Genomic DNA, 11,681 nt, shown 5'->3' with positions numbered 1-11,681 from the left:
TCGATCACGGGCGCGGTGGCTCGGCTCCGATCGGCTGGTAGGCGGGCCCGTCGCTGCCGTCGTCGTTCAGGGATTCCATGAAGGCGATGAGGTCGGCCTTCTCCTGCGCCGTCAGGTGGAGCGGACGGATGTCGCGGGACCGGCTCGGCCGGTCGATGCCGCCGCGGTCGTAGAGGTCGATCACCTGCGGCAACGTCGTCAGTGAGCCGTCATGCATGTAGGGCGGGCGCCGGGCGACGTTGCGCAGGGTCGGCGTCTTGAAGGCGTGGCGCAGGGCCGTCGAGGTCGGGAAGAACCGCCCCCGGCCGATCGCACCGTCGGTGGTGACGCCGATGTCGTGGAACGATCCGTCGGTGAAGTTCCAGCCCGAATGGCAGGCGGCGCAATTGGCCTTTTCGTTGAACAGATCGAAGCCGCGCTTGGCGGCCGGTTTCAGTGCGCGCGCATCGCCCTCGACCCAGCGGTCGAAGGGTGCGCGGCCGGAGACGATCAGGCGCTGGAAGGTGGCGAGTGCCTGCTCAATGCGCTCCTGTGTGACCGGTCCGCCCTCCGGAACGGGTCCAGGGAAAGCATTTGCGAAAGCCGTGACATATTTCGGATCGGCCGAGAGGCGCCGGACCATCTCTTCGGGCGGCATGTTCATGTTGCCCGGCGCAGTCAGCGGCGTGCGGGCCACCGTCTCAAGGCCGCGGAACTTGCCGTCCCAGCCATAGATCGTGTCGGTCCAGGCGACGTTGAGCAGCGTCGGCGTGCGGAAATCCATGAAGCCGCCGTCGCTGCGCGGAGCGCGCGGATTCGAGTCGGTCCAATCCTGCCCCGGTATGTGACAGGTGGCGCAGGTGCGATCGCCGTCACGCGAGAGGACGGGCTCGAAGAACAGCGCGCGGCCGAGTTCGGCCTTGGCCGCCCCATACGGGTTGTCGTCGGGGAAGGGGATGGTGGCCGGGCGGCGGTATTCGGCGAACATGGCCGAGCGGTCGGGCTCGCCGTTCGTCGCGATCGCCAAACCTCCCAATAAAATCGTCAGGAGGGCCGCCACACCCCCCACGAATTTCCAAGCCATTCGAACCTCGATCGATTCGATCTTTGAGGCTCTAGCTTTAATTTCGGTTAAGCCTCGCATGACGTCGGCGTGAAACGCGCGCGCAGGCCTGGTTTCCGAGATGCCGACGGATCGATAGCCCCAGAAGCATCTCGAAATTCTCTAACAAGAAATATCGCACGCTTCATCACTTCACTGAGACGGCGAGCTTCATTTTCGGATGAATGCCGCACAGGATCGTGAACTGCCCTGGCTTCGGGAAAAAGACGACCGTTTTACTGCCTGGACTCTGCTCACCGGTGTCGAAGCTGAAGTCCGGATTTTCCAGATAGGCGTGATGGACGAGTTCTCCATCGTCGTTGACGATGGCGATGGCTTCGCCGGCCCGCAGGGAGATTGCGCCCGGCGCGAAGGATCGACCCTTCTGCGTGACGCGGTGGGACGCCGTATCACCCGCCAGCGCAAGCGCCGTTCCGGATGCGATGAGGGATGTGAGCAACAGGACTGAACCCGTGCGCCGCGGTGCGGGCGCAATCCTCATCCGGCATGCATCCGTCATGCCCGTCTCCTCTATTTCGAGGACGCCCCCGCGCACTCGTTCGTCTCAGATGAACATCCATGAAGTTGCGTTCGCCTTAACGTCATCGCCGAATCGGAGGGATACGCTACCGACATCGCTGACGCCGTAGATTACCTTAACGATTATCGGACATGCTTGCCGCCAGAAGCGAGCGTTTGCCCGATGAGTCTTACACGCCAACCAATTGGCTTTTCGCGGGGGCGCACGGCCGTCGAGGCCGTGCTGCGCGGTGGTCGCACGATTCGCGGCCGCATCTTCCTCGCCTTCCTGATGCTGAGCGCGATCACGGCGTCGCTCGGCGGTTACGCCGCCTTCGGCATCATGACTACCGGTGCGCTGGTCGACAAAACCTACGACCGCTCTCTGATGGCGATCAATTACGCCCGGGCTGCCGCGACCGACCTCGCGATGCTCCAAGCTGCGGTGGCCCGAGCCCGCCTCGCGGGCGATAGCTCCGAGCGGCGCACGCTGGAGGCGCGGATCGAGGCGCTGACGCAATCGTTCGAGGAAGACCTGGAGATCGCGGCGGACCGAGCCCAATCAGAGCGCGCGACGCGGGAAGCCGCCGCCGCCAAGGATGCCGTCACGCATTGGCTCGCCGCCCGGAGGGAGTTCGGCCCCGATCAACAGACGGTGGATGTGTGGCAGGCGCTCGACGCCCACGCGGCGGTGGCCGAGCAGCATATCGACCTGCTCATCAACTTCACCGCCGGCGATGGATTCTCCTATCGGCAGACGGCCCGCGCGGACGTGGCCCGCGACGTGGGGTTCAGCATCTTCGCGACCTCTCTGGCAATCGTTCTCTCGGGCATCGTCGCCTTGCTCCTGCTACGGCAGATCGTACGGCCGGTGGCCGACGCCTCGACGGTCGCGAGCCGCATCGCAGCCGGCGAGTTGACCGTGCGCGTGCCCGAGGGCGGCGACGACGAGTTCGGCGCCTTGCTGCGCGCCATGGCGGTCATGCGCGACAACATCGCGGCGATGATGCAGGAGGAGGTCGCTCAGCGCCACTCCGCCCAAAGCCTGCTGGCCGACGCGGTGCAGGGTTCGATCGAAGGCATCGTCGTCGTCGATGCCGGAGGCCGCATCGTGCTCGCGAACGCGCGGGCGGCAGCTCTGCTCGGGATCGATCAGGCCGAGCCCGGACATCGCCCTCTCTCGGAGGCCAGGGGTTCGGCCGTCGCCGATGCCCTGCTCGCCATGCCCGGCAATGCCACCCTGACCGCAGAGACGCATGCCGCCGACGGGCGCTGGCTGCGCATCAGCCGCAGTCCGACACGAGAGGGCGGCTTCGTCGCCGTCTGCAGCGACGTGTCCTTGCTGAAAGAACAGGAGGATCAGCTCAAGCGCAGCAACGCGCAGCTCGACGCGGCTCTCAGCAACATGCTCCAAGGGCTCTGCCTCTACGACTCGGAGGGTGGCCTGCTCGTCTACAATCGCCGCTTCTGCGATATGTTCGGCGTCGATGCTGGCGCGCTGCGGCCGGGCATGACCATCCGAGACGTAGCCCGTCTCGTCGAGGCGTCGTCCGATAACAGCCGCGCGATCGATCTCCTCATCGAGCAGGAGGCCCTGCTCCAACGCGGGTCGAGCGCGTCGCTCTGTTGCCCGATCCGGACGGACTGCATCGTCGCGCTCAAGCAGCAGCCGACCGCGGAGGGGGGTTGGATCGCCACCTACGAGGATGTCACCCAGCGCTACGAGGCGGAAGCGCGGATCATCACCATGGCGCGAAAGGACGCGTTGACGGGGCTCGCCAACCGCATGGTGTTCGGCGAACGCCTGGAGGAGGCCGCCGCGCGCCTTGCCGAAGGGGACGGTGCCGGGTTCGCCACGCTCTGCCTCGATCTCGACCGGTTCAAGGAAGTCAACGACACGCTCGGCCATCCCATCGGTGACGGCCTGCTGCGCAGCGTTGCGGAACGGCTGCAAAGCTGCCTGCGCGAGACCGACCTCGTGGCGCGGCTGGGGGGCGACGAGTTCGCCATCGTCCAGGCCGGCACGCATGCGCGGCGGGATGCGAGCGCCCTCGCCAAGCGCCTGATCGCGGCCTTCCAGCAGCCCTTCCTCCTCGACGGGCACACCGTGACGGTGGGGCTCAGCATCGGAATCTCGCTCGCCCCCGAACACGGAACGAGCCCGGAGAAGTTGCTCAAGAGTGCCGATCTCGCGCTCTACCGCGCCAAGGCGACCGGACGGGGCTGCTGGTCGTTCTTCGATGAGGGAATGGACGTCGAGCTGCGCAAGCGCCGGGCCCTGGAAAGCGATCTCAAGAAGGCCGTCGGCAACGGCGAGTTCGAACTCGTGTTCCAGCCGATCGTCAAGCTCGACCGGGAGCGAATCGCCAGTTGCGAGGCGCTGCTGCGGTGGAGGCATCCCGAGCGCGGCTATGTCTCTCCCGCGGATTTCATTCCCCTGGCGGAGGAAACGGGCACCATCGGCGAAATTGGCGAATGGGTGCTGCACAAGGCTTGCAGTGAGGCCGCGACCTGGCCCGCCGGCATCGGCGTGGCCGTCAACGTCTCCGCCGCGCAGTTCAGGAATGCCGCGGTCGTCCGGGCAGTGATGGATGCGCTCGCCGCGAGCGGATTGCCGGCGCACCGGCTGGAGCTGGAAATCACCGAATCGGTGCTGCTCAACGACAGCGTGACGACACTGGCGACGCTTCACACCCTGAAGCGCCTCGGCGTGCGGGTGGCGATGGACGATTTCGGGACCGGGTTCTCGTCGTTGAGCTACCTGCAGAGCTTCCCCTTCGACAAGATCAAGATCGATCAGTCCTTCGTGCGCAACCTCGCCGCGACCGGCAATGCGCGGCTGATCGTGCGTTCCGTAGTCGGCCTCGGCCGCAGCCTCGGCATGACGACCACGGCCGAAGGCATCGAGACGGAGGCCCAACTCGACCAGCTGCGCCTCGAAGGGTGCGACGAGGGTCAAGGCTACCTGTTCAGCCGCCCCGTCCCCTCGGCCTCGATCCGCGAACTGGTCACGGCACTCGGTCGGAACGCCGCCTGAACCGCCACGCGATCGGGGCGTGGAGCCCGTCATGCCGCCATTTCGGAACGTGACGTGCCATCGCTCTTTCTGGCGACGGCCGTCGCGATCAACCTCGAGAATGCGCCGACCAAGGTTCAGGAAGCCGGGGCGGTCGATGCCATCGTCGGTGCCGTGGCGGGCGAGAAGGCAGATCGCTGACCCACAGACGAGCTCGACAGCCGCATCGGCTCCGAGCGACAAGACATCGCGTACCCGGCCGAAGGATTTTGGCCCGGTGTGCGGACAGCTCACCAAGCCGTCAGGGCGGCGTTGCGAGCCAGATGACATGGCGGGGCCCGCTCGAACCGCTGGCCGGGCGACGAACCTCCTCGACGGCGAAGCCAAGACGCTGGAGCCGTGCCTTGAACTTGCGGTCAGGCGTCCCCGACCAGACGCCGAGCGTGCCGCCGGGCTTCAAGGCCCATTGTGCCCGCCTCAGTCCCCACTCGTCGTAGAGCCGGTTGTTCGCGCGTCGCAGCAGCCCCTCCGGTCCGTTATCCACATCCAAGAGGATGGCATCCCACCCGGAAGCCTCGGACTGGATCAGGCGGGTCACGTCCGTCTCGCGCAGCTCGACGCGCGGATCGTCCAGGCAGCCGGCGAAGACGGGCGCAAGCGGTCCCCGCGCCCAGGCGGCAACCGCCGGCACGAGTTCGGCGACGACGATGCGCGCGTCCGGTCCAAATTCCCGCAAAGCGGCGCGAAGCGTGAAGCCCATCCCGAGGCCGCCGATCAGGATACGCGGCGCCGGCCGGCCCGTCAGCCGGGCACAGGTCAGCGACGCCAGAGCTTCCTCCGAGGTGCCGCGCGTGCTGTTCATCAGTTCGATGTTGCCGACAACGATGGAGAATTCACCGCCGCGCTGCATCAAGGCGAGGCTCTTGCCGCCGCCGGGCACGTCGCTGGTTTCGAGGTGCACCCACTCGTTCATCGCTGCCTTTCCCGGCCGGGCGCCGGGTGCGACCCCGCATGCGTCCGCCGCCATTGCTCTTTCCGCTGAAGGCCGCCTATCAGCGGGCATGTCCAAACGCACCAAATCTCTACCGCAGCAGCGCGGCTTCGTTCTCTTCGACGTTGTCTTCGAAGACGGCACACGCGCCTCGAACCGGCGTGTCCCGATGGAAATCCTCGGTGGGCTCGACGGTGACGAGCCGGCGCGTCAGCTCATCGCCGAGCAGGAGGCGGAAATCGCGCAGAAGGCCGGCCGGGCACCGCGCGAAATCCAGCAGCTCACGCGCTCGCCGATCGCGAAGCCGGTGATCGCCACCTGATGCCATGGCGCTGCCCCCTGCTCGCTGGCTCGTAGCAGCAGGGGAAGCCCGGCTTGACCGGCAAGCGGGTCCGACCGGCTCACAGGCGCCAGCCCTGGGTCGAGCCAAACGAAGAAGGGGCTGGCTCGGCGCCGCCCCCTTCCAGACCATGCGAAGTTCGATGGTACCACCGCCCCGGCGCGAACGGGGGGGATCCCTGCAGCGCTCCATGAGCAGGATTGGATATGAGCGCGACCTAGACCACCGAACGATCCGCCGCCGAGTTGCGAAGCCCGCTCCGGTTCGCATAGGGCCTCGGCTTGGACGAGACGACAGTGCGGGCGATTTACGAGGCGCTCGGGCGGGAATGCGCCGCGACCGGCGTCAGCGAAGCAGCCAGGTACCCACAAAGCAAAGAGCGGCAGAGTAGACGGGATGCCCGTCCTCGTCGGTCACCAGCACCGTAATGGTTTGGCGCTCACCATCCTTCGGCACCTCGTGTCTTGCGATCGCGGGCAGCAGGATCTTGGCCTCCAGCGCCGCGGCCTGCACGTTGTCACAAAGGGTACCCTCGTCGTCGCGCTCGTGGTGACCGTCATGGACGTCGAAGAAAAAGCGCGGCATGTGACTCTCCGCTCGCTGGGCGGGAGCACATCTGTCTCTCAACCGCGGAAAGCCATAATCCGGACCGCGACCGGATCACCTTAAACGTATGCCGGGCGTTAGCTACAACAAAAACGAGTCATGACATCCGAAGCTACCATCGCACACGAAGACATCGCTCGCCGAGTTTGAGAGGGTGATCCAAATGATCGGTGACGATGCGGCGGGGCGAGCCTCGGAGGAGCCGAGCCAGCAGCGCCAGAAACGAAAAGCCCCGCTGCGGCTGGACCGGGCGGGGCAAGGTAGGCGTGTTCAGAAATGAAGTAAAATAAACCAACGAGGTCAACGCCGGTTGCCTAGGTGCGGGATCTCTGCACCCCATGAGCAGCAACGATTATTTTCGATGCCTCCCGCACCTCAAAGTCCTGCGAAGGACAAGGTGGCCCATTCCTGGCACAGCGTGCAGCCGCCCCCTTCCCGCGACAGGCGGGCGGCAGTAGCGTCAAGATGCGCCGGAGCCGAAATGGCCGCTGGCGAGCGGAGGGGCGAACGGTGCTGCGATTGGTCACGGCAATCATGCTGGCTTCATGCGTATCTGCGAAGGCGCAAAGCGACTGCTACGACACCGTCCGCTCCGTCTCGACGCTCACCTTCGCCGAAATCGAGTGCCGGGAGGAGTTCGGGGCGAGCGCGGCAGCGGGAGCCGTCCAGTCCTGCGCCACGGCTCTGTCGGAGCCGGATTTCGACCAGACCACCAGGGAAGCCGACACAGCGTTCCGCTCTCGCGTCGTGAAGGAAGGGCTGGCCGCCGTGTGCGCGGACACGCGGCGCTCTGTGGGCCGATAGCGGAGTGGAGGGAGCGGGACCACGGGCCAACTGTACGATCCCGGGATGTGGTGTGACGGATCAACCCTGAAGCGTTGGGTTTCTTTGGTCCAGGCTTGGCAGACGTGTTCGTGGCAGCGTCTTGAGGCGGCGGGCGTGGTTGTAGGCATCCACGAAGAGTTGGAGGTGATCTCTAAGCTGATCGTGGCTGTCATAGCCGATGTCGGCCGGGTCGCGACGACGGCGCAGGGGACGCGATTAAATCTCAGCGCGCCCTAGATACAACGGATGAACAAACAACTTCTCAGACGACGCGTCGTCTTCGCACTGCTGAGCGGCGCATGCTGTGGGCTCGTCGCCCTTGGCACTCTCTGGCTGTTGTGGCCGCAGCAGCTTGCGCCACTCCCTCCCATTGCCGTCGCGCTGGCAGGCGTTCTTGGATCAGCCGGCGGCGCGTTCGCTGCCCTCATCGCGCTGAGCCAGACCAAGTCGGAACAAAGCCAGCAGGAGTGATGTGCGCTGGTGAGGCACGTTTCAGCGCGGTCCGCTCCATGCGCGGCGCCTGCATCACCTCCATAGTCTTTGGCACACCCAAAAACCCTGCCGCAGCTAAGCCGGGCGGAGCTATGACAGCGCCGGATCAAAAACCCGTCAGAGGTCCACTCTCTGATGGATTGCAGGCTCGTCCAGCTGCAATGAACGGCCATGAAACAACCTACGTCACTCGGCGACATTCTTGTACTGATCGGTGTTGGCGCCATTCTCGCTGGCTTGGCCCTACACGTGCTGCGTAGCGCCCCAGCTTGGGTAGGCGCATAAAAAGCCCCGCCGCAGCGAGCCGGGCGGGGCAAGGTGGGTATCGAGATGGAAGGGTCCGCTGATGGGCGGACGTAGGGTAGACGGGCGTCAGCGGCGTTCAGTCCGGCGGGCCTGACCTGCGCTGGACGCGCAACGCCTGCCAACAAAAACCCCGCACGGCGGGCGCCGGCGGGGTAAGTTGGGTCTTACGAAGCCCGCTGGAGGGCGGGCATGAGGCAGACGAGCTGCGGCGGGTGGATAGTCCGGATCAGCGCCCCCACGCCGATCACTCCTTCATGATCGCCTCTACGTCCGCCAGGGTGCCCCGAGCGGTCTCCGCGCGCTCGTGCGAGGCCGAGTCGAAACCCCATGCATCGTGCGCCTCAATCCCTCCGTGGGTCGGATAGGCCGGATCGGCCGTGGGCCCTTCATCGCGGATGGCTTCGAGAGCGCCGATCGCCTCAGTGAGGGCGCGCTCACACCGATCAGTCGGGGGATCGCTTTCCACATTCGCTGTCGGATTGGTGCTGACCATGCTGCGCCTCCAGCGGCGAGGGGCCGCCTATGGAACGAGACTGCACAGACAATTGCATGTTGCATAGCGGTCGATCGCACATCCTGTTTCGATGTGCCACTCACGGCTTTAGTTCAATCTGAACTTTGACCACGTTCTGCGCCCGTGTGATCGGCCGGTAGTATCGCTGCAGCGGGTTACAGGCGTATTTCGGCGCCGCGTAGTGCTCGCCGCCGCCCGGCTCGAATTCCTCCGGCACGGCGAAGCATGTCGTGATGACGCGTCGCCCGAGCCCCTGCGATCGCAAGGCCCGGTGTCAGGGCGTCAAATCGCGAATGACGTATCGCTTGGTGCTTCGGCATCGAAAGCAGCGACCTTTTCGACGCTGGTAGGTGTCCCCTTCCATGAGACGGCTCGTCTCTCGAACCACGTCTTCGTAAAGAATCGTGAGCATGTCCGACAAACAATGGTTGCAGAAGGCTCGCGGGCGCTCCGAGCGCAGCACAACGCGGATACTCATCCATTGGCCCGTTGCCGGCCATTCGGGGTTCGCAGCCATTTGGTCAATCCCACATTCCAGAGTGGGACTGAGCAACCTCCCGGTGGGGTAACGCCTGATCAGGTAAGTTCGGACCGACAAAGCATTAAATATATAATTGCCGAATCCAAAACCTCACTTTTGATCGCCTACCGGATCGCTCGTGCTTTATGTTTCTCTTTTCTCGATATTTATATTGAACGACATTCGTACACTTGCCATCACTGTATTATCGGGCCGACGAATGACGATAACCATTGCCCCACCATTGCTTCCGATCATTTTCGGATTTACCGAATGGATCGCGGCTACGTGCATTGCATGCAACTTCGCCGCCTCAAAGTCTTCAAGTTCCACGCCGACTTTATCTGTTATGTGAGTGCCATCGTGCACATCGAAGTAATAGAGAGGCACTGTTTACATCCTACGATGAAGGCAAGAGCACAAACCTCTCTCAGTCGTCGACGCCCGTAGACGTCAGTCGGCGATAACGAATTGTGCGCTAGTTATTCGCGTGCATTGGGGCGGGCGGAGTTGAAACCTTCGTCCATATTGACGCAGCTCCCCCACACCTCACCCTGGAGGCGGCCCGCCGATCCCAAGCACCTCCGTCCGCCACCATTTCCCGACACCGGGCCGGGCCCGTTCGGTTGCGAGGTTGATGTCCGGACGAGTGGCGAAAATGGCTATGGCAGCGGCGTCGATCCCGAGCAGTCGACCGTTAAGCGTAGCCCCGCCGCTGCCGCTAGAACAACCGCTGGAGCGAGCTGCGGGCAGCCGAGGAGCTATCGACGATCCGCGCAGGGCCGCATCGGAAGTCGTCGGGGATGTGCCCTTGGCTGTACCAGGGCTTCCGGTCCAACTCCCACGGCGGCCTACGGAAATAGACGTCTTCGAGGCTCACCCTGCGGAAGGCGCCCCTCGGTCCTGGCACGTCCGACAGAAGCAGGCGCTCGTAGTTCAACTCGCACTCGTCCTCATAATCGATCGTGCGGGCCATGGAGAAGCTCGAGCCGGGCGGCGCGCGGGGTGCCGATGGTGGTAGCACCTCGCAGGACCAGCGCCGGGCCCCGGCGACCGCGCCGAAGTAGAGGGCGAAAAGCACGAGGCAGGCGCCGCCGGACGCGATCCAGCAACGATTCGGCATGTTGGGCGGTGCTTGGCCTTCGGGCGACAGGCTTCAGTCAACGGCTCCAACTCAATCCACTGCGCGTCTGACAGCATCACGTCTCCTCACTTGAAAACGAGAAACCGCCAGACTTCGCAATTCGTTCAGACGACGACAGGCCCTAATTTCGGCCGAGAACGAGTTTTCAACGAAATCGATCATCTCCGGACTCTATCCCCAGACCTCATACCACTTAAGAGTAAATGCAGGGCAAGCCCATCCATGCAAGCTATCTGACCCGGCGTGAGATGATCTTATAGCTTCTGCAGGCTCCGGCCGATGATCCTACAGCAGCAACTGCTCTGCACACTCTTGGAGTAGGACGATGACCGGTGATCGGAAAGAAAATCCGACACGGCACCGTTTAAGTGCCCGGCGTGTGGACGTCGATCAACAAGATACGAACTCCGAGGCCACAGATGGCGCAACCAGGGTGGGAAATTTCCGGCCGCACTACTCTAGATCAGGTTTTACGAATCACGAAAATGGAACATCGGGTGATAGTCTCTGGGTCACACAGCTTCTCAACCAACTGGACAAGGAGCGCGACGCTCGCCGCACAGAGTCGACGCAAGCGAAGCCGGCAGAGAATCGACACGCCGATGGGGCAGAGCTTTCGACTGAAGCCAATCGTGAAATCTGCCGCGGAAGTGCGGATACGGGAGAAGTAAGTCAGTCACCGACGCTCAGTCAGGAAAGTTTTGCATCTAACGATCGGCGCACGGCATGGCCATACGCGAAGTGCGGCGTAGCCGCTTTAACTCTGGTGTGCGGGATCACTGCTCTCATCGAGTTTAGACGGCAACAAGATACCCTCGACACGACAGATCGTCAGGCGACTCATTCCCCGATGAGCCCAGCACCCGCCACGCCTTCAGCGGGGTTGCGCAAATTGCTGGACATCCCGCTTACCGAGACCGTCACCGTCCTTGCCCCAGAGAAATTTGCTGAAACGGATGCCTCGCCTAGTTCGGCATCAACATTGAACGGCGATGCTATTGAAGTCGCGGCGATCGTGAGCAGCCCAGGCATTTCGCCCGCCGTGTCAGTCCCGCGCCATGCTCGCATATCCCTACCGCAGGGGCCGACCGTGCGGATCCTGGCTCCCCCGAAGCCGCTCATCACGGACGCAAACCTTTCGGTCGAGGTTACGGCGCACAACGCTGCGAGCGAAGAGGGCCCACCAATCGATCGAAGTCCCGGAGGTGTCCGAACGGGAGCCTCGTCTGATGCCGGCTCCTATCGCGAGGCGGGCCGTCCGACGCAGGGCGAACCAACTAGCGAGGCGGCGAGAACCAGCGAAAGATCGAAACCGCTACGGCCTCGC

Annotated in this window: 12 protein-coding genes and 2 pseudogenes; 4 read left to right on the top strand and 10 right to left on the bottom strand. The window is 64.0% G+C overall.

The features are described 5' to 3' along the window. Positions 1–4: 4 nt before the first annotated feature. Together J2W78_RS15115 and J2W78_RS15110 are read right to left on the bottom strand one after the other, a co-directional pair. Positions 5–1,063: a cytochrome-c peroxidase gene (locus J2W78_RS15115; RefSeq protein WP_253371781.1), complete on the bottom strand. Its 1,059-nt coding sequence runs from the start codon at positions 1,061–1,063 to the stop codon at positions 5–7. A 166-nt stretch (positions 1,064–1,229) separates the two neighbouring features. Further along, on the bottom strand, positions 1,230–1,601 hold the full coding sequence (locus tag J2W78_RS15110; protein WP_253371779.1) for a hypothetical protein: 372 nt from the start codon (positions 1,599–1,601) through the stop codon (positions 1,230–1,232). Positions 1,602–1,784: 183 nt separating this feature from the next. Between J2W78_RS15110 and J2W78_RS15105 the strand changes: the two genes are divergently transcribed. Both J2W78_RS15105 and J2W78_RS24750 read left to right on the top strand, forming a co-directional pair. Continuing rightward, positions 1,785–4,637: an EAL domain-containing protein gene (locus J2W78_RS15105; RefSeq protein WP_253371777.1), complete on the top strand. Its 2,853-nt coding sequence runs from the start codon at positions 1,785–1,787 to the stop codon at positions 4,635–4,637. A 69-nt stretch (positions 4,638–4,706) separates the two neighbouring features. Then, positions 4,707–4,814, top strand: a pseudogene (locus tag J2W78_RS24750) (manganese catalase family protein); the annotation flags it as partial. Positions 4,815–4,917: 103 nt separating this feature from the next. On the opposite strand, the gene J2W78_RS15100 reads toward J2W78_RS24750, so the two are convergent. Then, positions 4,918–5,589, bottom strand: coding sequence for a spermidine synthase (locus J2W78_RS15100; protein WP_253371775.1), 672 nt, complete (start codon positions 5,587–5,589; stop codon positions 4,918–4,920). Between the two features lie 88 nt (positions 5,590–5,677). On the opposite strand from J2W78_RS15100, the gene J2W78_RS15095 reads away from it, so the two are divergent. Further along, positions 5,678–5,929, top strand: a complete 252-nt coding sequence (locus tag J2W78_RS15095) for a hypothetical protein (RefSeq protein ID WP_004446489.1) — start codon at positions 5,678–5,680, stop codon at positions 5,927–5,929. 363 nt (positions 5,930–6,292) lie between these two features. On the opposite strand, the gene J2W78_RS15090 is transcribed toward J2W78_RS15095, so the two are convergent. The 3 genes and pseudogenes from J2W78_RS15090 to J2W78_RS15080 all read right to left on the bottom strand — a co-directional run. After that, on the bottom strand, positions 6,293–6,532 hold the full coding sequence (locus tag J2W78_RS15090; protein ID WP_253371773.1) for a DUF6894 family protein: 240 nt from the start codon (positions 6,530–6,532) through the stop codon (positions 6,293–6,295). A 596-nt stretch (positions 6,533–7,128) separates the two neighbouring features. Next, a complete protein-coding gene (locus J2W78_RS15085) occupies positions 7,129–7,281 on the bottom strand; it encodes a hypothetical protein (protein WP_253371771.1) in 153 nt (50 codons plus the stop codon). Between the two features lie 105 nt (positions 7,282–7,386). After that, positions 7,387–7,552, bottom strand: a pseudogene (locus tag J2W78_RS15080) (IS481 family transposase); the annotation flags it as partial. A gap of 72 nt (positions 7,553–7,624) precedes the next feature. Here J2W78_RS15080 and J2W78_RS15075 point away from each other — a divergent pair. Then, positions 7,625–7,849 (top strand): hypothetical protein, encoded by a 225-nt coding sequence (locus tag J2W78_RS15075; RefSeq protein WP_253371769.1) that lies wholly within the window; start codon positions 7,625–7,627, stop codon positions 7,847–7,849. A gap of 571 nt (positions 7,850–8,420) precedes the next feature. On the opposite strand, the gene J2W78_RS15070 is transcribed toward J2W78_RS15075, so the two are convergent. The 4 genes from J2W78_RS15070 to J2W78_RS15055 form a co-directional block, all read right to left on the bottom strand. Then, on the bottom strand, positions 8,421–8,669 hold the full coding sequence (locus J2W78_RS15070) for a hypothetical protein (protein WP_253371767.1): 249 nt from the start codon (positions 8,667–8,669) through the stop codon (positions 8,421–8,423). 100 nt (positions 8,670–8,769) lie between these two features. Continuing rightward, positions 8,770–8,907, bottom strand: coding sequence for a hypothetical protein (locus J2W78_RS15065; protein ID WP_253371766.1), 138 nt, complete (start codon positions 8,905–8,907; stop codon positions 8,770–8,772). Positions 8,908–9,354: 447 nt separating this feature from the next. Next, positions 9,355–9,600 (bottom strand): DUF6894 family protein, encoded by a 246-nt coding sequence (locus tag J2W78_RS15060; protein ID WP_253371764.1) that lies wholly within the window; start codon positions 9,598–9,600, stop codon positions 9,355–9,357. A 331-nt stretch (positions 9,601–9,931) separates the two neighbouring features. After that, the gene (locus J2W78_RS15055; RefSeq protein ID WP_253371762.1) at positions 9,932–10,333 is read right to left on the bottom strand and encodes a hypothetical protein; all 402 of its coding nucleotides are present in this window, start codon (positions 10,331–10,333) and stop codon (positions 9,932–9,934) included. Positions 10,334–11,681 lie beyond the last annotated feature (1,348 nt).

The sequence above is a fragment of the Methylorubrum extorquens genome, from assembly GCF_024169925.1.
GTDB classification, from domain to species: domain Bacteria; phylum Pseudomonadota; class Alphaproteobacteria; order Rhizobiales; family Beijerinckiaceae; genus Methylobacterium; species Methylobacterium extorquens_A.
The sequence above is the reverse complement of the archived record's forward strand: the minus strand, read 5'-3'. Positions and strand labels throughout refer to the sequence as shown.